Here is a 24,005-nt window from a genome sequence, read left to right on the forward strand (position 1 = left end):
CATCCTTCCTGCAAACATGCCCCCAGGAAGGCGGGGGCCGTTGGGGCAGACGGGGCGCCCGTTCCTAACCTCCGCAGGAACGCATCTCCGCCAGCTGCCGCTTGCGCCGTCTCCCTTATGTTGGACCGATGTTGGTTTCAACTGCGACGAGTCCAGTCACATGGACCGCATGGACCACTGTCCAGGGACGAAAAACTTCGCGGCTCGCATTAGCGAGCTCGATGGTGAGGAGGGTTGGGCTTTCGGAGCACATCATCCCGGCGCCATAGCTCCCGCGTTCCGAGTAGGAAAATCAGCCAGCCACCAGCGCGTTCATTCCCCACACGACCGCAACAATCATCACGATGCCGAACAGGTCGAGCAATATGCCGGCTTTCACCATCCGCTCGATCCGGATCCGGCCTGTCGCCCAGGCGATGGCATTTGGGCCGGTCCCTGCCGGAAGCATGAAGCCCCAGCTGGCGGCGAGGGCCGCTGGCATTGCAAGCAGGATCGGATCGACGCCGAGTGCCACGACCAGTGCCGCGACGACGGGGATGATGCCCGATGCGGTCGCAACATTGCTGGCGAATTCCGTGATCAGCACAACCATGCCGACCACGGCAATGGCGACCAGTACCAGCGGCCAGGCCTCCAGCGGCAACAGCGCTTCGCCCAGCCAGGCGGCGAGGCCGCTCGCGCTCATTCCCGCCGCGAGCGCGAGGCCGCCACCGAACATCATGATGACGCCCCACGGCGCGCGGTCGGCCTCCTCCCACACCAGCAGCGGGCGTCCGGTACCGTCCGGCAGCAGGAACAGCGTCAGCCCCATCAGGATCGCGATCGTCCCGTCGGTCAGCGAGCCTTCGGGCAGGTAAGGCGCGATCCACATCTGCCCCAACCACAGCAGGAAAGTGACCGCGACCACCGGAACGAGGCGCTTCTCCGCGCTCGACCATGCGGCATGGGTGTCGATCGCGGTGCGGGCCGCGCGGGCATCGAAGGGATGGTCGCGCACCTTCTGCACGCGGGCGACGAGGAAGGCCGCCAGCGGCACGCCGATGATAACCACGGGCAGGCCGTAGACCATCCATTGCGCGAAGGTGATCCGCGTGCCGGTCAGCGTGTCGAGCAGGCCGACGGCAATGGCATTCGTCGGCGAACCCACCAGCGTGCCGAGGCCGCCGATGCTGGCTGCGAAGGCGATGCCCATGGGGAGCGCGCCCGAAAGACCTTCGGTGTCGCGCCCCTCCAGTCCGCCACCAGCCAATACGGCGACCGCCATCGGCATCATGATGAGCGCGGTCGACGTATTGGAAATCAGCATCGACAGGATCGCCGCCGTGCCCATGAAAGCGAGCAGCACGCCCGTCTGTCCGCCGCGCCCGCCGACGAGGCGGAGCAGCGCCAGCGCGAGCCGTTTGTGCAGACCCGTCCGCTCGATCGCCAGCGCGATGAAAGCCCCGCCGAGGATCAGGAACAGGATCGGCGAATAGTATGCGCTGGCCGTTTCGCGCGCGGTCGTCACCCCGGCGAAGGGCAAAACGAGGAAGGGCATCAGCGCGGTAGCGGTCAGCGGCAGCGCCTCGGTCATCCACCATGCGGCCATCAGCACGACCAGACCCGCCACAATGAACGCCTCGCGGCTCATCCCGGCGGGTGACGGCAGCACAATGGTAAGCAACAGCGCAGCCGCACCCAGCAGCAAGCCGATCGTCTTGGCTTTCATGAGCCCTCCCGCATGCGGTGCTAACAGCCGCGCGGCGCAGCTTCAATCGCCAGCAAGGGCCGGTACGAGAAAGGGCGACCCGCAGGCCGCCCTTTTCGAATTTCATGCTTTGGAATGGCGCGCTTATTTCGGCGCGAGCACCATCACCATCTGGCGGCCCTCGAGGCGCGGGAAACTTTCCACCTTGGCCAGTTCTTCCATGTCGTCGCGCACGCGGTTGAGGAGGTCCATACCGAGCTGCTGGTGCGCCATTTCGCGACCGCGGAAGCGCAGGGTGCATTTCACCTTGTCGCCGTTCTCGATGAACTTGTTCACATTGCGCATTTTCACGTCGTAATCGTGATCGTCGATGTTCGGGCGCATCTTGACCTCTTTGATGTCCTGGGTCTTCTGCGTCTTGCGCGCGAGGTTCGCCTTCTTCTGCGCCTCGTAGCGATATTTGCCGACATCGAGGAACTTGCACACCGGCGGGTCCGCATTGGGGGACACTTCGACGAGGTTGAGGCCCAGTTCGTTAGCCTGCTCCGTCGCTTCGCGGGTGTACATCACCCCCAGGTTCTCGCCTTCGTGATCGATCACGCGGACCTTGGGGACATTGATCATGTTATCGTAGCGCGGGCCGCTTTTCACGGGCATTTGCATGCTGCGCCGGGGTGGACGTGCTATGTGGTATTCTCCTGATTCTACCGTTTGTCTGGCCGCGATATAGTGAGAAACGCGCGCTTTCGCCAGTGCGAAAACCCGGCGCCGGAACTAAGCCGCCTGCCAGAGCGGGAAGCGCGCCAGCTTGCCTTTTGCCGGAACCACCGCATCGATGCGGTCGGCGGGTTGCAGCGCCTTGAGGATCGCGGGGTCGGCGGCGCTCATGCCGCCGGTATAGGCACCGAAGGCGGGCAGGATCATGCGCCCCGAAGGCTTGCCGTTCGCCCCTTCGTTCGCGCTGACCACCGCGCAGGGGCGGCGGATCATGCGCTGGCGGATCTTGAGCTGCAGGCGCGGATGGTAGTGGCCGGACAGTTCGGGGCGCGTCTCGCCTTGTCTTGCGCGGTGGCGCAGGATGACGCCGCCGAGTTCGATCTCCTCGACCAGCGTGCCGCCGCAGCGGGCCTCCATATGCGGGTCGTGATTGCCGGTGATCCAGACCCAGTCGACCGCCTTGGTCAGCGCCTCCAGCATGCCGCAGGCGTGATCTTCCAGCCGGGTGGAGCCGTCCGAATCGTGGAAATTGTCGCCCAGCGTGATGACGCGGCGCGCGCCGGTTTCGCGAATGGCCAGCGCGACCCGCTCCAGCGTCTCGCGGCTGTCGTAGGGCGGGATCATCTGCCCGTGCCGCGCGAAGAAACTGCCCTTCTCGAGGTGCAGGTCGGCCACCAGCAGCGCGTTTTCACGCGGCCAGTAGAGTGCGCGGCCCTCTGTCAGGAGCCATTCCTCGCCTGCGAACGAAAGGGGAACCATGCGCCGCTATTGCCGGAGGCCGTGGGCGATGGCAAGAGCCTTCGCATGACCGACTGGACCGAGCAGACCGCCCAAGCCCGCAACTGGTTCGAAGACTTGCGCGACCGTATCTGCGCCGAGTTTGAAGCCATCGAGCGCGACGCCGGGTCGGAGGCGGAATTCACCTACACGCCGTGGGACCGCGAGGAAGCGGGGAACGACGATCCCGGCGGCGGCGTGCAGGGCCTGATGAAAGGTAAGGTGTTCGAGAAGGTCGGCGTTAACGTCTCCACCGTGCGCGGCAGTTTCTCGCCCGAGTTCGCCGGCCAGGTAAACGGCGCGAGTGCCCAGCAGCCCGGTTTCACCGCCACCGGCATCAGCCTGGTCGCGCACATGGCCAACCCGCATGTGCCCGCCGTCCACATGAATACGCGCTTCCTGACCACACAGGCCGCCTGGTTCGGGGGCGGGGCCGATCTCAACCCGCCGCTGCCTTACGAGGAAGACACGGCCGATTTCCACGCGCGCTTCCGCGCCGCCTGCGCCGGGCACAACCCGACCTATTACGACCGCTTCAAGAAGTGGGCGGACGATTATTTCTTCATCCCTCACCGCGGCGTGCATCGCGGCGTGGGCGGCATTTTTTACGATCATCTTGAGTGCGAAGATGATGCCGCGTTCGATCGCAACTTCGCCTTCACGAAAGACGTGGGCGAGGCATTTCTCGACATTTACCCGAAGCTGGTGCGCCGCCGGATGGACAGCGACTTCTCCGAAGAGGAGAAGCTGCAGCAGCTGCAGTGGCGCGGCCGTTATGCCGAGTTCAACCTCGTCTACGACCGCGGCACGCTGTTCGGCCTCAAGACCGGCGGCAATATCGATGCCATCCTGATGAGCCTGCCGCCCGAGGCGGTGTGGAGCTGATTATCCTTCAGGACCCCATACGCGGACCCAGTCGACCTCCATCTGGACTTCGCCAGCCTTGACCGCATCGACCGTTTCCTGCGGGATGCCGTAATAGGGCTCTTCCAGCTTGTTTACCTTGTAGGGGTAGATGCCACCGATGGCGAAGTTGAGGATCACGAATTTCGGCGTGTCGAACGCCCAGCGCCCCTTCTCCTCGATCTCGTCGCGGGTCACGGTGTAGAAGACGTCCCCGTCGACATCGAAGGCGATCGCGTCTTTCGTCCATTCGACGCCGTAGACGTGCCAATCGCTCGCATCCTGCCCGGCGGGGAAGGTGCGCCGCGCGACGAATGGTGTCTCGCCCGAATATCCCGGGCCGTGAATGGCGACGGCGGACCATTCGGGCTCGCCGACATATTCCATGATGTCGATCTCGCCGGTGGCGGGCCACTGACCGTTGCCGAGCAGCCAGAAGGCCGGCCAGGCACCCCGGTTCAGCGGCATGCGAATGCGCGCTTCGGCGCGGCCATAGGTAAAGTCGAAATTGTCGCGCGTATTGATCCGGCCTGAGATGAAATCGGCCTTGCGATCGGTATTGGTATCGACGTTCGGGCGGAACACCGGCTTGAGGATCAGCGCGCCGCCATCGGCACCTTCGACATCGTCGGAGAACCGGATCGTATCCGGGCTGTCGAGATAGGCCTGCTGCTCGTTGTTGACCCAGAAGTCCATGCCGATGACGTTCCATTTCGACCGATCGAGCGAAGGCGCATCGAAATCTTCTTCGAACAGCAGTGCTCGCGTGCCGGCGGCTCCAGTCTCCTGCACGTCCTCGATCGGAGCGCAGGCGCTGAGCATTGCGAAAGCGGCGACAGCCGCGATTGGTCGATACATATGGTCTCCCCTTCGGCCGGTCGTCCGGCTCCTTGATCTGATAACGTTCACAATACAGCTTGAGTGAATCTTGACCAGCCCCCGGCATACGATTTCACGCTAGGGGTGGATTGCCGCCCACCGATAGGCGATAGCCACCGCAATAGAGTTGCCGATCCTCCCTTCGGGATCCGGCCACGCCACCAATTCGGAGACTTCGATGCGCTCGATCACCCTTGCCACCATCCTTGCGCTGAGCGCTACTGCATGCACGACCATGGAGGCGGCGCCCCTCGCCGACACTGCCAACCCTGCGCGAATGGTTTCGCCCATCCTTACGTCTCCCGAGGCCGAGGACACGCAGACCTGGGCCGAACCGGAGCAGGCGCGGGTCACGCATGTCGCGCTCGATCTCGACCTCGATTTCGATGCGAAGCGCGTCGGCGGCACGGCGATGCTCGATGTGCTGGCCGAAACGGGTGCCGACACGATCGTGCTCGACACCAACGGGCTGGAAATCGCGCGCGTCACCGATGGCAACGGCCGCGAGCTCCCGTGGACTATCGAATCGATGGAAGAAACGGGCGCCAAGGGCGAACCGATGCGGATCACGCTCGGCGAAGCGCGCACCATCCGCATCGACTATCGCGCCCCGGCCGACGCCAGTGCGCTGCAATGGCTGAGCCCCGAGCAGACCGAGGGCGGGGTGCATCCCTTCCTGTTCAGCCAGGGGCAGGCCATCCTCAACCGCACCTGGATCCCGACGCAGGACAGCCCCGGCATCCGCCAGACGTGGGAAGCGCGGATCACCGCGCCAAAGCCGCTCGATGTCGTGATGAGCGGGGTGCGACAGGGCGAGCCGGAAGATCTCGGCAACGGTCGCCGCGCGTTCCGCTTCGTCATGGACAAGCCCGTGCCGCCGTACCTGATCGCGATTGCAGCGGGCGACATAGACTTCGCCCCGATCGGCCCGCGCACCGGCGTCTGGGCGGAGCCTGCGACATTGCCGCGCGCCCGTGCCGAGGTCGGCGATACGGAGGAGATGGTCGAGGCCGCCGAGGCGCTTTACGGCGAATATCGCTGGGGCCGATACGACATGATCGTCCTGCCGCCGGCCTTCCCCTACGGCGGGATGGAAAATCCGGTCATGACCTTCCTCACCCCGACCTTCATCGCGGGCGACCGGTCGAACAACGGGCTGATCGCGCATGAGCTGGCGCATAGCTGGTCGGGCAACCTCGTGACCAACGCCGTCTGGGGCGACAGCTGGCTGAACGAAGGCGTCACCACCTATTTCGAGAACCGCATCATGGAGGCGGTCTATGGCGAGAAGCGCGCCGAGCAGGAGGCAGCGCTGATGTATGCCAACATCCTCGAAACGCTGGACGAGGTCGGCAGGGACGCGCCGGGCACCGCGCTCAGCACCGATGGCGAGTACGAGCTCGGCAGCGCGATTGCCTATGAGAAGGGCGCGTTTTTCCTGATGACGGTCGAAAGCATCGTCGGGCGCGAGCGCTTCGATGCCTGGCTGCGGCAATGGTTCGACAATCACGCATTCCAGCCCGCGACCAGCGAGATGTTCTACGAGGACATGATGGCCAATCTCGTCCGCGACGAAGCGGAAGCGGAGCGGCTGACTTTGCGCGAATGGATTTTCGAGCCGGGCCTACCCGCCAACGTCGCCAAACCCGACCCGGCTGCTTTCGCCGCGGTCGACGCAGCGGTCGCGGCATACTCTGCTGATGGCGCGATCCCCACCGGCTATGCCGACTGGACCAGCGCCGAACGCCAGCGCTTCCTCGACAACATCCCGAAGGAGCGCAGCGCTGCCCAGCTCGCCGCGCTGAACGATGCGCTTGGCCTGTCGTCGACCGGCAATAACGAGGAGCTGTTCCTCTGGCTCGAGCTGGCGCTCGCCAACCGCTACGAGCCCGCCGTGCCGCAGGCCGAGGAGTTCCTCGCCCGCGTCGGCCGCGCGAAGTTCGTCCGCCCGCTGTTCGCCACGCTCTGGGAAGAGGGCGAGTGGGGTCGTCCGATCGCCCGGCGCATCTACGCCAATACGCGCCCGTCCTATCACTCGGTGACGCAGGCCGGGGTCGACCGGGTGCTGGCATCGGACTGATTTTTGGCTAACACGATCGTCGAGGAGAGACAGATGACCGACACGGCCACGGAATATGTCGCACGTCCGGCCAACGACGGGCCGACCCATTGCACGGCGGCGCAGTACGAAGAGCTTTACCGGCGCAGCGTGGACGATCCCGACGGCTTCTGGCTGGAGCAGGCAAAGCGGCTCGACTGGGAAACCGCGCCTGCGAAGGGCGGCAACTGGTCCTACGACCCGGTCGAGATCAACTGGTTCGAGGATGGCGTCCTCAACCTGTGTCACAACGCCGTCGACCGTCATCTCGCCGAGCGCGGCGATGCCACCGCGCTGATCTTCGAGCCGGACGATCCGGACAGCCCCTCGCGCACGCTCACCTTCGCGCAATTGCTCGCCGAGGTCGTTCAGATGGCCAATGCGCTGAAAGCGCTGGGCGTGAAGAAAGGCGACCGCGTCACGCTCTACATGCCGATGGTGGTGGAAGGCACGCTGGCCATGCTCGCCTGCGCGCGCATCGGGGCCATCCACTCGGTCGTGTTCGGCGGCTTCTCGCCCGAGGCGCTGGCGGGCCGCATCACCGATTGCGACAGCCGCTTCGTCATCACTGCCGACAGCGGGCTGCGCGGCGGAAAAACCATTCCGCTGAAAGCCAATGTCGATGCTGCGCTTGCGCTTGATGGGGTGAAGGTGGAGGGCGTGCTCGTGGTACGGCACACCGGTGCCGAGGTGGAGTTCGTCGAGGGCCGCGATCACTGGTATCACGACCTGCGCAGCGACGCGGACTGCCCCTGCGAGCCGATGAAGGCGGAGGATCCGCTGTTCATCCTCTACACCAGTGGATCGACCGGCAAGCCCAAGGGCGTGCTGCACACCACCGGCGGCTATGGCGTGTGGACCGCCGCGACCTTCCACTATGGCTTCGACTATCGCCCGGGCGAAGTGCACTGGTGCACCGCCGATATCGGCTGGGTCACCGGCCATAGCTACATCGTCTACGGCCCGCTCATCAACGGCGCGACGAGCCTCATTTTCGAAGGCGTGCCGAATTATCCCGACCACGGCCGCTTCTGGGACGTGGTGGACAAGCACAATGTCGACATCTTCTACACGGCGCCCACTGCCATCCGCGCGCTGATGCGCGAGGGGGATCATCACGTCACGAGCCGCGACCGGTCTTCGATCCGCCTGCTCGGCAGCGTGGGAGAGCCGATCAATCCCGAAGCCTGGCGTTGGTATTACGAAGTCGTCGGCGAGGGGCGCTGCCCGGTGATCGACACCTGGTGGCAGACCGAGACCGGCGGCATCATGCTGACCACGCTCCCCGGCGCGCACGACATGAAGCCGGGCAGCGCGGGCAAGCCCTTCTTCGGTGTGCAGCCGCAACTAGTCGACAACGAGGGCGGCGTTCTGGAGGGCGAGGCCGAAGGAAACCTCTGCATCACGCATAGCTGGCCCGGCCAGGCGCGCACCGTCTATGGCGATCACGAGCGTTTCGTGCAGACCTATTTCAGCACCTATGCCGGCAAATACTTCACCGGCGATGGCTGCAAGCGCGACGATCGCGGCTATTACCGCATCACGGGCCGCGTGGACGATGTCATCAACGTCTCGGGCCACCGCATGGGCACGGCGGAAGTCGAAAGCGCGCTGGTGCTGCATCCGCGCGTGTCGGAGGCCGCCGTGGTCGGCTATCCGCACGACATCAAGGGGCAGGGCATCTATTGCTACGTCACGCTTATGGAAGGCGATGACGGCGGCGACGAGCTGGAAGCGGAACTGCGCCAGTGGGTGCGCAAGGAAATCGGGCCGATCGCGACGCCCGACCATCTTCATTTCACGCCCGCGCTACCCAAGACGCGCAGCGGCAAGATCATGCGCCGCATCCTGCGCAAGATCGCGGAAGACGATTTCGGCTCGCTGGGCGACACGTCGACGCTGGCCGACCCGGGTGTAGTCGACAGCCTGATCGAGGGGCGGCAGAACCGCTGACTTTTCCCCGCGTCAATGCGCGTGGGCGGTCCCGGCTCCGCGAGGAACGCGGATGTTTTCGACCAGCGCGTCGACCTCGGGCGGGGGCGGGGCGGTCAGCCGCGCGACAGTGATCGCCACCGCGAAATTCAGCAGCATGCCGACAACCCCGATGCCCTCGGGCGAGATACCGAACAGCCAGTGCTCCGCTGTGTTCAGCTCTGGCGCCCAGAGCTTGAACCACGCGATGTAGAGGAAGGTGAAGGCGAGTCCCGTCACCATCCCGGCAATCGCGCCCTCCCGATTCATGCGCGTGGAAAAGATACCCATGAAGATCGCGGGAAACAGGCTCGCCGCGGCCAGGCCGAAGGCGAAGGCCACGACCTGCGCGACCCAACCCGGCGGATAGATCCCGAGAATGCCCGCGACCACGATCGCCGCCGTCGCCGCGACCCGTGCCGCGAGCAGCTCGCCCTTCTCGCTGATCTGCGGGCGGAAGGTCGATTTGAGGAGATCGTGGCTGACTGCGGTGGAGATCACCAGCAGCAAACCCGCCGCCGTGCTCAGCGCCGCAGCCAGTCCGCCCGCCGCGACCAGTGCGATGACCCAGCCGGGCAGATTGGCGATTTCCGGATTGGCCAGCACCATGATGTCACGGTCGACATAGACCTCGTTCGCATTGTCGGTGGCGGCATTGTCGAGCAGGCGCTCTCCCGAAACCCCGATGCCGCCGGGCGTATATTCGGGTGCACCCTCGAAGGCATCGCCCGCCTCGTATTGCATCACCCCGTCGCCATTCTTGTCGCGCCAGGCGATCAGGCCGTTGGCCTCCCAGTTGCGGAACCAGTCGGGTGTCTCGGCATAGCGCGTGTCGCTGACGCTCTCGTTGAAGTTGAGGCGCGCGAAGGCGGAGACGGCAGGCGCGGTGGTGTAGAGCAGGGCAATGAAGACCAGCGCCCAGCCGGCTGACTTGCGCGCGTCCGACGCCTTGGGAACGGTGAAGAAGCGCACGATGACATGCGGCAGGCCGGCCGTCCCGATCATCAGCGCGGCGGTGATGCAGGACACGTCCACCATCGACTTGCTGCCGTCGGTATAGGCGGGAAAGCCCATTTCGACGAGCGAGCTGTCGAGCTTCTGCAGCACGCTCGTCCCCGACCCATCGGCGAGGTCGGAGCCGAGCCCCAATTGCGGCACTGGATTGCCCGTCGCCAGCAGCGAGATGAAGATCGCGGGCACCAGATAGGCGAAGATCAGCACACAATATTGTGCCACCTGCGTATAGGTGATGCCCTTCATCCCGCCGAGCACCGCGTAGAAAAACACGATCCCCATGCCGATGATCACGCCGAGCGTCACATCGACTTCGAGGAAACGGCTGAACACGATCCCCACACCGCGCATCTGCCCGGCGATATAGGTGAAGCTGATGAAGATCAGGCAGACCACCGCGACTGTCCGCGCAACATTGGAATAGTACCGCGTCCCGATGAAGTCCGGCACGGTGAACTGGCCGAACTTGCGCAGGTATGGCGCCAGCAACAGTGCCAGCATGACGTATCCGCCCGTCCAGCCCATCAGATAGACCGACCCGTCATACCCCATGAAGGCGATCAACCCGGCCATGGATAGAAAGCTTGCCGCGCTCATCCAGTCGGCGGCGGTCGCCATGCCGTTGACGACCGGATTGACCCCGCCGCCCGCGACATAGAATTCGGACGTCGAGGCGGCGCGGCTCCAGATCGCGATACCGATGTAGAGCGCGAAGCTCAGCCCGACGAAGAGATAGATCAGCGTCTGCGTTGCCATGCCGCCTACCCGCCTTCTATCGGAGTATCGGCATCGTCGTCATCAAGAGCGAACTCCCGTTCGATCCGGTGCATCCGCCGGGCATAGATCGCAATGAGCACGATGAAGACGTAGATCGAGCCCTGCTGCGCGAACCAGAAACCGAGCGGAAATCCGCCGAGCATGAACTGGTCTAGGAAAGGCCGGAACAGGATCCCGGCCCCGAAGCTGACCGCGAACCAGATCGCCATCAGCGTGCCGAGCAGCCGCAGGTTCGCCCGCCAATATGCGCGGCGAGTTTCTGACGCGCTATTCGCGCTCTCGTCTTCCACCACAGTCTGCTCCCCTCCCGATGCAGTCAGCCCATGTGAAGCGGAAGAAGCGCCGGTGCGCAAGCTATGTTCGGCAGCGGATTGTCATTGCCCTCGACATTGCACGTTTCACGATATCACGGCGCAATCCACAAGCGGATAACCCAGGCCACTGTACCCAGCACGGTCACGCTCGCCAACCAGATCCCGGCCATCCATGCCAGTCGCTTCCAGAGCGGTCGCTGACTTTCCGCGTCGCGATGCTCTTGTTCCATCAATGATAGCCTTCGTCCGCCACCTTGCCGCGAAAGACCCAATAGGCCCAGGCGGTGTAGCCGATAATGAGCGGCATGGTGATTGCGACGCCGACCAGCATGAAGATCTGGCTGCGTTCGGGCGCGGCGGCGTCCCAGATCGTGAGGCCCGGCGGCACGACATAGGGCCACATGGTGACGCCCAGACCCGCCATGCCGAAGAAGAACAACGCGAGGCTGAGCCAGAACGGCTTGCTGTGCCGGTCCACCGAAAGGGCTCTCAGCAGCATGACGGCGACGATCGCGGTGAGGATCGGAACCGGCGCGGCGAAGTAGATCTCCGGCGCAGTCAGCCAACGTTCGGCATATTCGGCGTTCAGGAACACGTTGTAGAGGCTGACACCGCCCATCAGCACCAGCGTTGCCCATGCCGCCCGCTTGCCCAGCTTTCGGGCATGATGCTGGCTTTCCCCATCCAGCTTCCACACCAGCCAGGTGGCGCCAAGCAGAGCGTAACCGGCGACTGTGCCGAGGCCGGTGAGGAGGGTATAGGGCGTGAGCCAGTCGAACCAGCTGCCCGCGTAGGATCGGTCCACGACTTCGATGCCTTGAAGAAGTGCACCCAGCGTCATGCCCTGCGCCATCGCCGCGACCAGCGAGCCACCGGTAAAGGCCGCGTCCCAGTAGCGGCGGTGGCCGGGATCGCGCCAGCGATACTCGAACGCAACGCCGCGGAAGACGAGGCCCAGCAGCATGGCGATGATGAGCGGGTAGGTGGCAGGCAGGATGACCGCATAGGCCAGCGGGAAGGCTGCGAACAGGCCGCCGCCGCCAAGCACCAGCCACGTCTCGTTACCATCCCAGACGGGTGCAATGGAGTTCATGGCCCGATCGCGCTCCGGACCGACATTGAACGTCGGGAAGAGGATACCGATACCGAGGTCGAACCCGTCCATCACCACATAGGCGAAAACGGCGAAGGCGATGATGAACGCCCAGATCGTCGTCAGGTCCACGTTAACGGCCATCAGTCGCCTCCTCTCGCCCGGCGGGCAGCGTGTCTGGATCGCTTCCGGGGTTCTGCGTCGGCCCCGGCGTGATGCCGGCGGTCCGGATCGGCCCGGTGTCCCCGCGCTTGACGCCATATTCGCCAGCATGCGGAGGCTTGTGCATCAGATGCAGGATATACCAGACGCCCGCACCGAAGACCGCGAAGTAGACCACCACGAATGCGAGGAGCGAGGCGGCGACTGCGGGAGCATCCAGCGGGCTCGCAGCGTCTGCGGTGCGCAGGAGATTGTAGATCACATAGGGTTGCCGGCCGACCTCCGTCGTGATCCAGCCGGCAATCACGGCGACGAAACCGCTGGGTGCCATGACCAGGGCGGCGCGATGGAGCATGGGCCAGTCGTACAGCTTCTTGCGGAAGCGAGCGAGCAGGCTCCATGCGCCGATGCCAAGCATGGCAAAGCCGATGCCCACCATGATGCGGAACGACCAGAAAACGATGCCGACGGGCGGTTCCTCGTCGTCCGGAATGGTATCCAGTCCGGCGAGCGGTGCGTTCGGATCGTGCTTGAGAATGAGTGAGGACGCTTTCGGTATCTCGATTGCGTAATCGACACGCTTTTCCTCGCTGTTCGGGATGCCGAACAGGATCAGCGGCGCGCCATTGGGATGACTCTGGAAGTGCCCCTCCATGGCCATGACCTTCTGGGGCTGATGCTCGAGCGTGTTCAGCCCGTGCATGTCGCCCGCAAATATCTGGATCGGCGCGACGATGGCCGCCATCCACATCGCCATCGAGAACATCTTGCGCGCGTGGAGGTTGGTCCGGTCCTTGAGCAGATGCCACGCCCCGACCCCGCCGACCACGAAGGCCGTCGTTAGGTAGGCGGCGATGACCGTATGTACGAGGCGATAGGGGAAGCTCGGGTTGAAGACGATATCCCACCAGCTCTCACCCGGCAGGTATTGCCCGTTCGCCCCGATTTCATATCCCACGGGTGTCTGCATCCAGCTGTTGACCGAGAGGATCCAGAAGGCGCTGATGAAGGTACCGATCGCGACCATCAGCGTGGCTGCGAAATGCAATTTCTTGCCAACCTTGTTCATTCCGAAAAGCATGACGCCCAGGAAGCCCGCCTCGAGGAAGAAGGCCGTCAGCACCTCGTAGGCCATCAACGGGCCGATCACGGGCCCCGCAATATCGGAGAACACCGACCAGTTCGTGCCGAACTGATAGGACATCACGATGCCCGAAACGACGCCCATGGCGAAGGCGATGGCAAAGATCTTCAGCCAGTATTTGAAGAGGTCCAGATACAGCTGCTTGCCCGTCTTCAACCACAGCCCTTCGAGCACGGCGAGGTAACTTGCGAGGCCGATGGAAAAGGCCGGGAAGATGAAGTGGAAGCTCACCGTGAAGGCGAACTGGATGCGGGCCAGCAGGAGGGCGTCTAGCTGTTCAAACATGGTTGCCGGATAGACCTTTCGGGATTGGGCAGCGATTTCAAATTTCGCTCGAAGGCGTGCATATCGTGCATCAGATCATGCCCCTCGCAGCATCGGGAATGGGTTCTGCAGGTGGTCCGCCATTCGCCGACAGCTCCCGGAAGGCGCGGTTTTGCGACAGGAAGACCTGCCCGTTGAGTTCGTCCACAAAACGGGTCCGCTTGAGCCGGTCCATTACAGGGCCTTTCACTTCGGAAAGGTGAAGGCCGATGCCTGCGTCGATCACGCGGTGATTGATCGCTTCGAGGCTTTCGAGCCCGGACGCGTCGATCTCGTTGACCGCACTGCACATCAGGATCAGGTGCCGCACGTCGGGACGGTCGGCGATCTCTTCCAGCACGTATTCCTCCAGCCAGCGCGCATTGAGATATGTCAGGCTCTCGTCGATCCGGATCGACAGCACGTGCGGCACGGTGAAGACCTTGTGTCGATCCACATTGCGAAAATGCTCGGTCTCGGGGACGCGGCCGACGATGGCGGCATGCGGGCGGCTGGCGCGCCATAGGTACAGCAGCAGGCCGACGCCGACGCCCGCGATCACACCCAGTTCGACCCCAGCAAGCAGCGTGATGGCGATCGTTGCTAAATGGGCCGCAAAGTCCGCCTTGGAGTAATTCCAAAGCTGGCCCAGAGTTTTCAGATCCACGAGGCTGAGGACCGCCACGATGATTGTGGCAGCCAAGGTTGCAATTGGCAGGCTGTAAAGCAGTGGAGTCAGGAATAGTCCGGCTAACGCGATGCCTACTGCGGTATAGGCCCCGGCCGCAGGCGTCTCGGCCCCGGCATCGAAATTTACGACAGAACGCGCAAATCCACCCGTGACGGGATAGCCGCCAGAGAATGCGCTAGCGATGTTCGAAGCGCCGAGACCGATAAGCTCCTGGTTGGGCGCGATACGCTGCCGGCGCTTCGCCGCAAGCGTCTGCGCGACCGACACGCTTTCGACGAAGCCGATGATCGAGATGAGCAGCGCAGGCACCCACAATTGGCCGATCAGGCCGAGATCGGTCGACGGCAGGGCGAACGGCGGAAGGCCCTGCGGGATTGCACCGACGAGGTTCACGCCGCGATCCTCGAGATCGAGGCCGATAGCGGCAAGGGTCGTCGCGACCACTGCTATGACCGGACCTGCCTTGGCCGCAATGTCGGCGGCGCGGGGAGTAAGGCCCAGCCTCACCAGGGACGGTTTCAGGCCCTTGCGCACCCAGAAGAGGAACAGCGTCGCCGGGATGCCGATTGCGAGAGTCCACGGGTTGATCGCGTCTATCGCGGCGGCGAGGCCGCCCAGCATTTCGGGCCAGTTGTCGCCACCTGCCGATACGCCAAGGATATGCTTCAGCTGGCTCGTCGCGATCAGGATGCCGCTGGCGGTGATGAAGCCGCTGATGACGGGGTGCGAAAGAAGATTGGCGAGGAATCCCATTCGCAGGAAACCGAGCACGGCCAGCATCACCCCGGACAAGGCAGCGAGGGTGATTGCCGCCTCGAGATAAAGCTCGGTGCCCTGCTCAGCGACGGCGCCGGCAGCGCTTGCCGTCATCAGCGACACCACCGCTACCGGCCCTACGGCGAGCGTGCGGCTGGTGCCGAAAATCGCGTAGGCGACCAGCGGCAGGATCGATGCGTAAAGACCCACGACAGGCGGTAGTCCTGCAAGCAGCGCATAGGCGAGGCTCTGCGGAATCAGCATGATCGTGACGATGATCGCCGCGACAAGATCGTTCGTCAGGACGGAGCCGTTGTAGGTTTTGCCCCACTCCAGAATCGGGAGATATTGCGCCAGCAGCCCGGGCTTGTGCCTCCGCGGCAAGCCGGTCGGCTCACCAGCCGACCCTGGATTGCTGTCGCTCACGATCAGGCAGCCTGTTTAATATGCGGCTTGGCCAGCCACTCATGGCCCTTCAGCATGCCGTTCCAGTAAATCCATGGCAGCGCCTCCGACTTGAGCAGCCAGCTCAGCTTGCGCGGCTTCGTGCCTTCGATCACCCACTTCGGGAAGCTCGGCAGAAGCTTTCCGTCATATCCGAATTCGGCGAGCACGATCTTCCCGCGCTCCACGGTCAGCGGGCAGGAACCGTAGCCGTCGTAATCGGCCACGGGCTGCTTTGCATCGAGCTGCGCGAGCGCATTGACCGCGACGATCGGCGCCTGTTTGCGGGCAGCCGCCATCGTCTTCGCATTGGGAGTCGATCCAGCATCGCCGAGACCGAAGACGTTGGGATAGCGAACGTGCTGGAGCGTGAACTTGTCGATATCGACAAAGCCGCTCTCGGCATTCGCGAGAAGACTGTCGGCGACGAACTGCGGTGCCACCTGCGGCGGGACCGCATGAAGCATGTCGAACTCGACCGTTTCCTCGCCAGCTTCGGTCCTGAATACGGCTTTCCGGGTCGCACCATCCACGGCAACGAGCGTCTGGTTGAGCTGCAAATCGATCGCGTATTTTTCGACATATTCCATCAGCGCCGGGACGTATTCCTTCACCCCGAACAGGACGCCCCCGGCATTGCGGAATTCGACATCGATGTTGCCGAGAACGCCGCGTTCCATCCAGGCATCGCATGACAGATACATGGCCTTTTGCGGCGCCCCCGCGCACTTGATGGGCATCGGCGGCTGGCTGAAGATCGCGCGGCCCGATTTCAGATTGCGCACGAGCGCCCACGTGTAGGGTGCCAGATCGTAGCGATAGTTGGAGGTGACGCCGTTCTTGCCGAGTGTTTCCTCCAGGCCATGGATCTTTTCCCAGGCAAGCCGAATGCCCGGAGCGACGATCAGAACGCGGTAGGTGATCGTCGTGCCGTCGCCGAGCGTGACCTGATTGTTTTCGGGTTGGAAAGACGCGGCAGCCTGTTTCAGCCAGGTCGCCTGTTTCGGCATCACGCTCGCCGTCGTGCGCCTGGTCGCTGGTGCTTCGAAGACCCCACCGCCGACCATCGTCCAGCCGGGCTGATAATAATGATCCTCGCTCGGCTCGACGATCGCGATATCGAGCGAAGGGCGCCGCTTCAGCATCGAGGCTGCGGCTGCAATTCCTGCCGAACCTCCGCCAATTACGACGACATCATGATCGAGGCATCGGGCCATTACAAACTCTCCAGTGTCTTTCCGCTATTCGCCAAGGCGATCGCGCAAGGCCGAAAGATCGTAGTCGGCTCGTTCTGCGCGCTCGATGCGCTCGGCGGCGGATTGGCGTTCGACATTGGCGAGTGCGTCGAGCGTGATGGAGCGCGTCCCGGTCCGGCAAAAGGCAAGCACCTTGCCGTCCGCTTCTTCGCGGACCTTGGCGAAGGCCTCGATCGCAACCGGCGGAAACTCGCCTCCAGAGACCGGAATATGATGGAAGGCCAATCCGGCCACTTCGGCAGCTTCTCGCATCGATGCGACGGTCGGCTGGCCTGGATCTTCGCCATCCGGCCTGTTGCAGATCACCGCATCAAATCCCGCATCGGCAAGCCCACCCATGTCGCGGGGTTCAAGCTGAGGGGAGACAGCGAATGTCTCGCTTACGTGCGCGAGCTTCATGACGCAGCTCCTTCGAAAAGCCGCACGACTGCCATTCCGGTGAGCATGGCGACGACGAATATCGCGGCCGCCGCAGGTTCGATGACAAGCGCGGCGATACCCGGCCCCGGACACAGCCCTGCAATCCCCCAGCCGATACCGAAAAGAGCTGCCCCCCCGATAAGACGGGGGGTGAGATCGGATTTGGTCGGCAGGTGAAACTCGCCGGCGAAGACCGGTTCGGGCAGGCGCGGGACGATCCGCCATGCAATGGCCATGACGATGACGGCTCCGCCCATCACGAAGGCAAGCGTGGGGTCCCAGTCACCGAAGATGTCGAGAAAGCCGCGCACACGCGCAGGGTCGGTCATGCCACCGAGAGCAAGGCCAGCGCCGAAGAGAACGCCGGATACGATCGAGGTGAGAGCGGTCCGCATCACAACACCTCCAGCCCGAGCGCGTTCATGATCGCGACTGTCACAATGCCGGTTGCCATAAAAGTAAGCGTGGCGACAATCGAGCGGCCCGACAGACGGCTAACACCGCAAACCCCGTGCCCACTGGTGCATCCACTTCCAAGGCGCGTGCCGATACCGACCGCCAGTCCAGCTATCGCAAGCGTAACGGGGCTGGCGAAGCTTGCTTCGATCCCGCCCGATGCCAGCATCACGATCAGAGCACCCAGCGGCAATCCGACCACGAACATCCATGCACCGCTCCTGGCGATGCCGCTACCGCCAAGCCCGACCGCCTTCGCGGCAAGACCGGAAACGCCGGCGATCCGGCCAAGGCCAAGTAGCATTACGGCGGCCGCCAGGCCGATCAGGACGCCACCCGCCAGGCCTGCAAGCGGCGCAGCTTCAGGGAAACCGGGGAGGCTCATACGGCATTCACCGGAATCTTGATGTAGCTGACACCATTATCTTCGGGATCGGGCAAGCGACCGCCGCGGATATTGACCTGAACCGAGGGCATGATGAGCTTCGGCATCGCGAGCGTCTTGTCCCGGCCGGTTCGCATCTCGACGAAATCTTCCTCGCTTACGCCGTCCTTCACATGCACGTTCTCTTCTCGCTGCTGCTTTACGGTGGTTTCCCAAGCGTATTCGTCGCGGCCCGGCGCCTTGTAGTCATGGCACAGGAACAGGCGGGTTTCGTCCGGAAGCGAGAGCAGTCGGCGAATGGACCGATAGAGCTGGTGCGCGTCACCGCCGGGGAAATCGGCGCGGGCGGTCCCGAAATCGGGCATGAAAATCGTATCGCCCACAAAGGCTGCATCGCCGATGATGAAAGCCATATCGGCCGGCGTATGACCGGGCACGTGCAGGGCAATGCCTTCCAGTTCGCCGACGGCGAAGGTCTCGCCGTCGTCGAACAGCTTGTCGAATTGCGATCCGTCGCGTTCGAAATCGGTGCCCGCATTGAAGAGCTTGCCGAATACCTCCTGTACGCGGATAATATCGCGTCCGATAGCCAGTTTCCCGCCGAGCCGTTCCTGCAGGTAGGGTGCTGCCGAAATGTGGTCCGCATGGGCGTGCGTTTCGATCAGCCATGTCACTTTCAGATTATTGGAAGTGACATATTCGATGATGCGATCGGCCGAGCCATTCGAGGTCCGGCCGGAAGCCGCTTCGAAATCCAGGACCGAGTCGATGATCGCCGCTTCGTTCGTCTTGGGGTCGTGAGCGACATAGGAAACGGTGTTGGTAGCTTCGTCGAAAAAGCCCGCGATAGAAGGACGAAGGCACTTGTCGGCCTGAGCACGCTCGATCTGGGCGGCAGCGCTGTCGAGGTTTTGATCATCAGCCATAGCTTGATCTCCATACACTTACATAAACCGTTTATATGTGTTGCTATTCGGGTGTCAAGTGGTATGAGGGCTCGATGACCGAGATGATCAAAGCCGAGGCCGAACGACAGGCGCCTTGCGCCGGATTGCGTATCGGAGATTTCGCCCCGGACTTCTCCGCCCGCAGCACGATTGGAAACGTTCGTCTTTCGGATTACCGGGGGCGGTGGCTGATCCTGTTTTCGCACCCAGCGGACTTCACGCCTGTGTGCACGACCGAGTTTGTCGCACTGGCCCAATCGGCCAGCGAGTTCGAACAGCGCGATTGTGCGCTAATGGCGCTTTCCGTCGACAGTCTGTTCTCGCATTTCGCCTGGCTGCGACTGATCCGCGATCGCTACGACATCGAGGTGCGCTTTCCGATCGTGGAGGACCCGACCCTCGTGATCGGGCGGGCTTACGGCATGGTGGCGCCGAACGATAACGACAGCGCAACAGTTCGGACGACTTTCTTCATCGACCCGCATGGCGTCATCCGCGCGATGACTTGTTACCCGGCGAATGTGGGCCGTTCGACGCCCGAAATGCTGAGGACACTCGATGCTCTCCAGGCGGTCGATGACGGGCCTGTTCTCGCCCCTGCGAACTGGGCCCCGGGGGAAGCCATGCTGGCGCAGCCCGACGCGTCGCTCGACACCGTTTTCTCTGCCAAGAGCCAGACCGATTGGTTCATGAAGGAAACCAAGCGAGGGACACGCAAATGACCGACGAGGAGTTGGTCGACGCCTTGAAGGCGCTCGCGCATCCAGTGCGTCTTCGCATCATGCAGGCCCTGACGGGCAAGGAGCGCAATGTCGGAGAGATCGACGACGCAGCACGTATCGGCCAACCAACGTTATCGCAGCAATTGGCAGTCCTTCGCAACGCGGGCCTCGTGAAGACCCGGAAAGACGCCAAACTCGTTTATTACCGGATCGATCAAAGCAGGATGGCGAAGGTTGTCGATGCGGCAGGCGCACTTGGCGGTCTGTCTGAAAATTCCGAGCGGCAGCCGCGCCAGCCAGCGCCAGGGGTCGCCAATTTCGCCAAACTAAGCTGAAAATTCGTGGACTCGCTTCCTGCGTCATCTCTGCTTGAACGAAGCAGTTATCAGAGGCGATCGTAGGTGATGGGAAAACCGAAAATCCATTGCTTTCCGGCGAAATACATGCGGACCAAGCGCGCCAAGGTGCAAAGTTTCGTGGATTGCATGTTCGCCGACAAGCCAGCCTTGTCGCTCAGCATCCGATACGCGCACCTCTGCAGGGAATCGGCAGGGCCTGGGAAAGGCCGGTGGCGGAGACGGAGGGATTCGAACCCTCGATACCCGTTACCAGGTATGGCTCCTTAGCAGGGAGCTGGTTTCAGCCACTCACCCACGTCTCCGCATGTCGCCGGCCGGAGCTTGGCCGGGCGAGGGGCGCGCTATAGCCATGGGCCACGTACCCTTCAAGGGAAGAATCTCGCCTCGGCAGAGACTCGTTTCGCCCCGTTTTCGATTCGGTTCATCGCCGTTTCATTGCCCTGCTGCTTGAAGGGGATTCTTCTACGACATCGACTGTACGTGCGCCTGGCGCCGGCAGGGAGGGAAACATGACCACGCTAGCACAACATCTGTCCCGCTTCGGCCTCGCCATGGCGGCCATCGGGCTGGCCGCGACGCCGCTTTCGGCGCAGGTCGAGACTATCGACCCCGACAGCGCAATCGACGGCGATCTCGTCGAACAGCCGGGCGACGCGCCGGTCTATGCCGACGAGCAGGCAGACCGAGCGGTCACCTACACGCAAGCACCCGACGAAGCCGCGCCCGAGGATAGCTATCCCGAGCAAGACAGCTGGTCGGAACAAAGCGCCGAGGCTGCCGCCGACGAAGCCGTCGAAACCGCCGCAGTGGACGACAGCTCCACCACCTATCGCGAAGACGATCTCATCGGTGCTGCCGAAGGCGTCTTCGGCAAGGGCGCCCAAGGCGTCGCCAACATGATCCAGAAGCTTCTCGCCGAACAGGGCGAGCCAAATGCCTATATCGTCGGGCGCGAGGCGGGCGGAGCCTTCATCGTCGGGGCGCGCTATGGCTCAGGCACGCTGTTCCACAAGGTGGAGGGCGAGCGGCCCGTTTACTGGACCGGCCCGTCGATCGGCTTCGATGCAGGCGCGAACGCGGGCAGCACCTTCGTGCTTGTCTACAATTTGTGGGACAGCGAGGAGCTGTACGAGCGCTATCCGGCCGGCGAAGGCCAGGCCTATGTCGTCGGCGGCCTCACGGCAAGCTACATGCGCAAGGGCGATGTCGTACTGATCCCCATTCGCGTCGGGGCCGGCCTGCGGCTCGGCGTGAACGCGGGTTACATGAAGTTTTCCAAGAAGCAGCGCTGGCTACCGTTCTGATACTCGGTCGCAAAGACAAGGAGCCCTTCGGGTCGCGATAGAACAAAACCGAAGAGCTCCGGGGCCGCAGCGGGATTTCCTGTTGCGGCCCCACGCATATTTGGCGAAGAGGCGCGCATGCTCGAAAACCTTCAAGCCCAGGCTCCCGACGCGCTGCTCGCGCTGATCAAGATGCATGCCGAAGACCCGCGGGAGGACAAGATCGACCTCGGCGTCGGCGTCTATCGCACCAACGACGGCGCAACGCCAGTCTTCCGCTCGATCAAACAGGCCGAACAGAAGCTCATCGACGAGCAGGACAGCAAGTCCTACCTCGGTCCGGAAGGGGATACCGGCTTTACCGTCGCGCTGATGCCTTACATCTTCGGCGAGGACGCGACGATGTGTGGCCGCATCGAAGGCATGCAGACCCCGGGCGGCACCGGCGCCGTTCGACTCGCGGTGGCATTGGCCCAGCAGGCGGGCGTGACGCGGATCCATATGGGCACGCCGAGCTGGCCCAATCATGCGCAAATTTTGGCCGATGTCGGGATGGAAGTCGCACCCTTCAATCACGCGACGAAAGACGGCAGCGCCGATCTGGATGCAGTGCTAGACGCGATCCGAAACGCCAAGCCGACCGATGCCGTTCTGTTGCACGGCTGCTGCCACAACCCGACCGGCGTGGATTACACTGCCGGGGAGTGGGATAAGATCGCCAGCGCGTTGGCGGACGCCGGTGTGCTGCCAATTCTCGATGTCGCCTATCACGGGCTCGGCCAGGGCCTGGACGAGGACATCGCCGGCGTTCGCACCGTGCTGGCAGCAGTGCCGGAAGCGCTGATAGCCTATAGCTGCGACAAGAACTTCGGCCTCTACCGCGACCGCGTCGGCGCCTTTTACATGATGGCGAAAGAGCCGAACCAACTCGACGCCATCGTGTCGAATGCCAATTCGCTGGCGCGCGCGAACTGGTCCATGCCGCCCGATCACGGCGGCGCGGCGGTACGCCACGTGCTCTGCGACGATACGCTGACCGGTGAATGGCTCGACGAGCTCACCGAAATGCGCGAGCGGATGCGTCGCGTCCGCGAACGTCTCGCCGCGGCGGACAACGACGTGCCGGGGCTCAACCTCGCCGCACTCGCCGAGCAGAATGGCCTGTTCGCCATGCTGCCCCTCACCAAGGATCAGATCGCCAAGCTTCGCGAAGACCACGCCGTCTACATGGCAGGCTCCGGCCGCATCAACGTGGCGGGGCTGCACGCAGGCAATACCGACAAGTTCATCGCGGCGCTGGCCGACGTCACGCGGCGCTGACCGAAAGTGGACCGCCAGCCGACCCTCGAGACCGAGCGGCTGGTGCTGAGGCCGGTGACGGAGGATGACCGGGAGGCTCTCTACGAGATCGCCTCCGACCCGATGGTGTGGGAGCAGCACCCGATCCATGATCGCTGGCGGCGCGAGGTTTTCGATGCGTTTTTCGACGAAGGCCTGGCGAGCGGTGGAGCGCTGACTGTCGTCGACAAAGCCGAGGATCGCATCGTCGGCTCGACCCGCTACGACAAATACGACCCGGAAGAAGGCGGCGTGGTCGAGATCGGCTGGACCTTCCTGGAGCGGCGCTGCTGGGGGAAAGGCATTAATCGCGAGATGAAGCTCGCCATGCTGGAGCACGCCTTCGAGCATGTAACGCTGGTCGAGTTCAGAGTGGGCGACACCAATTACCGCTCGCGCAACGCGCTGGAAGCGATCGGGGCCGAGCGCACCGACCGCTACGAACTGGAGCGCTATCAGGGCAAGCGCGTGGTGCACCTCGTCTACGAAATCACGCGCAACGCATTCGAGGCCGGGCCCTTTATCTGAAAGCTTGCGGGTCTATCCCGCCAGCGCCTGCATCCGTTTGAGATAGCGTGCCAGCACATCGATCTCGAGATTGACGCGGTCGCCTTCGCTCAGCGCGCCGAGTGTCGTCACCTCACCGGTGTGCGGGATGATGTTTACAGCGAAATCGCATGTGCCATCGGTGCGGTCGCGCACGTCGTTCACAGTGAGCGAGACCCCGTCGATCGTGATCGAGCCCTTAGGCGCGATGAAGGGCGCGAGTTCGCGGCTGATGCGGATCGCGATCTTGCGCGACCCGCCCGCATCCTCCGCCAGCACGACCTGACCAACCGAATCGACATGGCCGGTCACCAGATGACCGCCGAGTTCGTCGCCGAGCTTGAGCGCAGGTTCGAGATTGAGCTTCGCGCCACGATCCCACATGCCCTGCTTCGTCCTGCTGACCGTTTCGCCCGACACGTCGAACGTTACGCGGGCATCGCCGGCCTCGCCGCCCAGCGCGACCACCGTCAGGCAGACGCCCGAACAGGCGATGGACGCGCCGATATCGATCGCCTCCGGATCGAAGGGGCAAGCGACCACGACGCGCAAATCGCCGCGCT

24 protein-coding genes and 1 tRNA gene are annotated in these 24,005 nt (G+C 63.5%); 8 read left to right on the forward strand and 17 right to left on the reverse strand.

Features of this window, described 5'->3' with window-relative positions; all coding sequences use genetic code 11:
• Positions 1-292 precede the first annotated feature (292 nt).
• From P8R33_RS11195 to pdeM, 3 genes are all read right to left on the reverse strand, one after another.
• Positions 293-1,708 (reverse strand): SLC13 family permease, encoded by a 1,416-nt coding sequence (locus tag P8R33_RS11195; protein WP_278329036.1) that lies wholly within the window; start codon positions 1,706-1,708, stop codon positions 293-295.
• Between the two features lie 123 nt (positions 1,709-1,831).
• On the reverse strand, positions 1,832-2,350 hold the full coding sequence (infC, locus tag P8R33_RS11200; protein WP_278329037.1) for a translation initiation factor IF-3: 519 nt from the start codon (positions 2,348-2,350) through the stop codon (positions 1,832-1,834).
• Positions 2,351-2,461: 111 nt separating this feature from the next.
• A complete protein-coding gene (gene pdeM, locus P8R33_RS11205) occupies positions 2,462-3,163 on the reverse strand; it encodes a ligase-associated DNA damage response endonuclease PdeM (protein WP_278329038.1) in 702 nt (233 codons plus the stop codon).
• Positions 3,164-3,208: 45 nt separating this feature from the next.
• On the opposite strand from pdeM, the gene hemF reads away from it, so the two are divergent.
• Positions 3,209-4,066, forward strand: coding sequence for an oxygen-dependent coproporphyrinogen oxidase (gene hemF, locus P8R33_RS11210; protein ID WP_278329039.1), 858 nt, complete (start codon positions 3,209-3,211; stop codon positions 4,064-4,066).
• On the opposite strand, the gene P8R33_RS11215 is transcribed toward hemF, so the two are convergent.
• Positions 4,067-4,942: a glycoside hydrolase family 16 protein gene (locus P8R33_RS11215; RefSeq protein ID WP_278329040.1), complete on the reverse strand. Its 876-nt coding sequence runs from the start codon at positions 4,940-4,942 to the stop codon at positions 4,067-4,069.
• A gap of 199 nt (positions 4,943-5,141) precedes the next feature.
• On the opposite strand from P8R33_RS11215, the gene P8R33_RS11220 reads away from it, so the two are divergent.
• Together P8R33_RS11220 and acs are read left to right on the forward strand one after the other, a co-directional pair.
• Entirely contained in the window at positions 5,142-7,043 is a 1,902-nt protein-coding gene (locus tag P8R33_RS11220) for a M1 family metallopeptidase (protein ID WP_278329041.1), read from the forward strand.
• 33 nt (positions 7,044-7,076) lie between these two features.
• Positions 7,077-9,014: an acetate--CoA ligase gene (gene acs, locus P8R33_RS11225; protein ID WP_278329042.1), complete on the forward strand. Its 1,938-nt coding sequence runs from the start codon at positions 7,077-7,079 to the stop codon at positions 9,012-9,014.
• A gap of 12 nt (positions 9,015-9,026) precedes the next feature.
• Here acs and P8R33_RS11230 read toward each other — a convergent pair whose 3' ends face one another.
• The 11 genes from P8R33_RS11230 to P8R33_RS11280 all read right to left on the reverse strand — a co-directional run bounded on the left by P8R33_RS11230 (position 9,027) and on the right by P8R33_RS11280 (position 19,173).
• A complete protein-coding gene (locus tag P8R33_RS11230; RefSeq protein WP_278329043.1) occupies positions 9,027-10,802 on the reverse strand; it encodes a sodium:solute symporter family protein in 1,776 nt (591 codons plus the stop codon).
• 5 nt (positions 10,803-10,807) lie between these two features.
• Positions 10,808-11,113, reverse strand: a complete 306-nt coding sequence (locus tag P8R33_RS11235; RefSeq protein ID WP_278329044.1) for a DUF4212 domain-containing protein — start codon at positions 11,111-11,113, stop codon at positions 10,808-10,810.
• A gap of 116 nt (positions 11,114-11,229) precedes the next feature.
• Positions 11,230-11,367 carry a DUF2474 domain-containing protein gene (locus P8R33_RS11240; RefSeq protein WP_278329045.1) on the reverse strand — a complete coding sequence of 46 codons (138 nt, stop codon included), beginning with the start codon at positions 11,365-11,367 and terminating at the stop codon, positions 11,230-11,232.
• Positions 11,367-12,374: a cytochrome d ubiquinol oxidase subunit II gene (gene cydB / locus P8R33_RS11245; protein WP_278329046.1), complete on the reverse strand. Its 1,008-nt coding sequence runs from the start codon at positions 12,372-12,374 to the stop codon at positions 11,367-11,369. Before cydB ends, P8R33_RS11240 begins: the two co-directional genes overlap by 1 nt.
• Positions 12,364-13,821 (reverse strand): cytochrome ubiquinol oxidase subunit I, encoded by a 1,458-nt coding sequence (locus P8R33_RS11250; RefSeq protein ID WP_278329047.1) that lies wholly within the window; start codon positions 13,819-13,821, stop codon positions 12,364-12,366. The genes cydB and P8R33_RS11250 overlap by 11 nt, the downstream gene beginning before the upstream one ends.
• Positions 13,822-13,891: 70 nt before the next feature.
• Entirely contained in the window at positions 13,892-15,712 is a 1,821-nt protein-coding gene (locus P8R33_RS11255) for a SulP family inorganic anion transporter (protein ID WP_278329048.1), read from the reverse strand.
• Between the two features lie 2 nt (positions 15,713-15,714).
• A complete protein-coding gene (locus P8R33_RS11260; RefSeq protein ID WP_278329049.1) occupies positions 15,715-16,947 on the reverse strand; it encodes an NAD(P)/FAD-dependent oxidoreductase in 1,233 nt (410 codons plus the stop codon).
• Between the two features lie 24 nt (positions 16,948-16,971).
• Positions 16,972-17,385 carry a protein tyrosine phosphatase family protein gene (locus P8R33_RS11265; RefSeq protein WP_278329050.1) on the reverse strand — a complete coding sequence of 138 codons (414 nt, stop codon included), beginning with the start codon at positions 17,383-17,385 and terminating at the stop codon, positions 16,972-16,974.
• On the reverse strand, positions 17,382-17,801 hold the full coding sequence (locus P8R33_RS11270; protein WP_278329051.1) for a DUF6691 family protein: 420 nt from the start codon (positions 17,799-17,801) through the stop codon (positions 17,382-17,384). Before P8R33_RS11270 ends, P8R33_RS11265 begins: the two co-directional genes overlap by 4 nt.
• Entirely contained in the window at positions 17,801-18,247 is a 447-nt protein-coding gene (locus P8R33_RS11275) for a YeeE/YedE family protein (protein WP_278329052.1), read from the reverse strand. The genes P8R33_RS11270 and P8R33_RS11275 overlap by 1 nt, the downstream gene beginning before the upstream one ends.
• Positions 18,244-19,173 (reverse strand): MBL fold metallo-hydrolase, encoded by a 930-nt coding sequence (locus P8R33_RS11280; RefSeq protein ID WP_278329053.1) that lies wholly within the window; start codon positions 19,171-19,173, stop codon positions 18,244-18,246. The genes P8R33_RS11275 and P8R33_RS11280 overlap by 4 nt, the downstream gene beginning before the upstream one ends.
• 83 nt (positions 19,174-19,256) lie before the next feature.
• On the opposite strand from P8R33_RS11280, the gene P8R33_RS11285 reads away from it, so the two are divergent.
• On the forward strand, positions 19,257-19,916 hold the full coding sequence (locus P8R33_RS11285) for a peroxiredoxin (protein ID WP_446532513.1): 660 nt from the start codon (positions 19,257-19,259) through the stop codon (positions 19,914-19,916).
• Positions 19,913-20,251, forward strand: coding sequence for an ArsR/SmtB family transcription factor (locus tag P8R33_RS11290; protein ID WP_278329055.1), 339 nt, complete (start codon positions 19,913-19,915; stop codon positions 20,249-20,251). Before P8R33_RS11285 ends, P8R33_RS11290 begins: the two co-directional genes overlap by 4 nt.
• A gap of 234 nt (positions 20,252-20,485) precedes the next feature.
• Here the strand turns inward: P8R33_RS11290 and P8R33_RS11295 are convergent.
• Positions 20,486-20,577: transfer RNA gene (locus P8R33_RS11295), tRNA-Ser, on the reverse strand.
• 207 nt (positions 20,578-20,784) lie between these two features.
• On the opposite strand from P8R33_RS11295, the gene P8R33_RS11300 reads away from it, so the two are divergent.
• From P8R33_RS11300 to P8R33_RS11310, 3 genes are all read left to right on the forward strand, one after another.
• The gene (locus P8R33_RS11300; RefSeq protein ID WP_278329056.1) at positions 20,785-21,579 is read left to right on the forward strand and encodes a DUF1134 domain-containing protein; all 795 of its coding nucleotides are present in this window, start codon (positions 20,785-20,787) and stop codon (positions 21,577-21,579) included.
• Positions 21,580-21,696: 117 nt separating this feature from the next.
• Positions 21,697-22,878, forward strand: a complete 1,182-nt coding sequence (locus P8R33_RS11305; protein WP_278329057.1) for an amino acid aminotransferase — start codon at positions 21,697-21,699, stop codon at positions 22,876-22,878.
• A 6-nt stretch (positions 22,879-22,884) separates the two neighbouring features.
• Positions 22,885-23,424, forward strand: coding sequence for a GNAT family N-acetyltransferase (locus tag P8R33_RS11310; RefSeq protein WP_278329058.1), 540 nt, complete (start codon positions 22,885-22,887; stop codon positions 23,422-23,424).
• A gap of 12 nt (positions 23,425-23,436) precedes the next feature.
• On the opposite strand, the gene P8R33_RS11315 is transcribed toward P8R33_RS11310, so the two are convergent.
• The coding region (locus tag P8R33_RS11315) for a riboflavin synthase (RefSeq protein ID WP_278329059.1) at positions 23,437-24,005 on the reverse strand (569 nt) is incomplete at its 5' end.

Origin of the sequence: Qipengyuania flavescens (genome assembly GCF_029688735.1) — a bacterium.
Classification (GTDB): domain Bacteria; phylum Pseudomonadota; class Alphaproteobacteria; order Sphingomonadales; family Sphingomonadaceae; genus Qipengyuania.

What these genes read in the sequence shown, in the direction of transcription:
- P8R33_RS11195 (WP_278329036.1), bottom strand. Translation starts at nt 1,708, where the DNA reads ATGAAAGCCAAGACGATCGGCTTGCTGCTGGGTGCGGCTGCGCTGTTG.
- infC (WP_278329037.1), bottom strand. Translation starts at nt 2,350, where the DNA reads ATGCAAATGCCCGTGAAAAGCGGCCCGCGCTACGATAACATGATCAAT.
- pdeM (WP_278329038.1), bottom strand. Translation starts at nt 3,163, where the DNA reads ATGGTTCCCCTTTCGTTCGCAGGCGAGGAATGGCTCCTGACAGAGGGC.
- hemF (WP_278329039.1), top strand. Translation starts at nt 3,209, where the DNA reads ATGACCGACTGGACCGAGCAGACCGCCCAAGCCCGCAACTGGTTCGAA.
- P8R33_RS11215 (WP_278329040.1), bottom strand. Translation starts at nt 4,942, where the DNA reads ATGTATCGACCAATCGCGGCTGTCGCCGCTTTCGCAATGCTCAGCGCC.
- P8R33_RS11220 (WP_278329041.1), top strand. Translation starts at nt 5,142, where the DNA reads ATGCGCTCGATCACCCTTGCCACCATCCTTGCGCTGAGCGCTACTGCA.
- acs (WP_278329042.1), top strand. Translation starts at nt 7,077, where the DNA reads ATGACCGACACGGCCACGGAATATGTCGCACGTCCGGCCAACGACGGG.
- P8R33_RS11230 (WP_278329043.1), bottom strand. Translation starts at nt 10,802, where the DNA reads ATGGCAACGCAGACGCTGATCTATCTCTTCGTCGGGCTGAGCTTCGCG.
- P8R33_RS11240 (WP_278329045.1), bottom strand. Translation starts at nt 11,367, where the DNA reads ATGGAACAAGAGCATCGCGACGCGGAAAGTCAGCGACCGCTCTGGAAG.
- cydB (WP_278329046.1), bottom strand. Translation starts at nt 12,374, where the DNA reads ATGGCCGTTAACGTGGACCTGACGACGATCTGGGCGTTCATCATCGCC.
- P8R33_RS11250 (WP_278329047.1), bottom strand. Translation starts at nt 13,821, where the DNA reads ATGTTTGAACAGCTAGACGCCCTCCTGCTGGCCCGCATCCAGTTCGCC.
- P8R33_RS11260 (WP_278329049.1), bottom strand. Translation starts at nt 16,947, where the DNA reads ATGGCCCGATGCCTCGATCATGATGTCGTCGTAATTGGCGGAGGTTCG.
- P8R33_RS11265 (WP_278329050.1), bottom strand. Translation starts at nt 17,385, where the DNA reads ATGAAGCTCGCGCACGTAAGCGAGACATTCGCTGTCTCCCCTCAGCTT.
- P8R33_RS11270 (WP_278329051.1), bottom strand. Translation starts at nt 17,801, where the DNA reads ATGCGGACCGCTCTCACCTCGATCGTATCCGGCGTTCTCTTCGGCGCT.
- P8R33_RS11275 (WP_278329052.1), bottom strand. Translation starts at nt 18,247, where the DNA reads ATGAGCCTCCCCGGTTTCCCTGAAGCTGCGCCGCTTGCAGGCCTGGCG.
- P8R33_RS11280 (WP_278329053.1), bottom strand. Translation starts at nt 19,173, where the DNA reads ATGGCTGATGATCAAAACCTCGACAGCGCTGCCGCCCAGATCGAGCGT.
- P8R33_RS11285 (WP_446532513.1), top strand. Translation starts at nt 19,257, where the DNA reads ATGATCAAAGCCGAGGCCGAACGACAGGCGCCTTGCGCCGGATTGCGT.
- P8R33_RS11290 (WP_278329055.1), top strand. Translation starts at nt 19,913, where the DNA reads ATGACCGACGAGGAGTTGGTCGACGCCTTGAAGGCGCTCGCGCATCCA.
- P8R33_RS11300 (WP_278329056.1), top strand. Translation starts at nt 20,785, where the DNA reads ATGACCACGCTAGCACAACATCTGTCCCGCTTCGGCCTCGCCATGGCG.
- P8R33_RS11305 (WP_278329057.1), top strand. Translation starts at nt 21,697, where the DNA reads ATGCTCGAAAACCTTCAAGCCCAGGCTCCCGACGCGCTGCTCGCGCTG.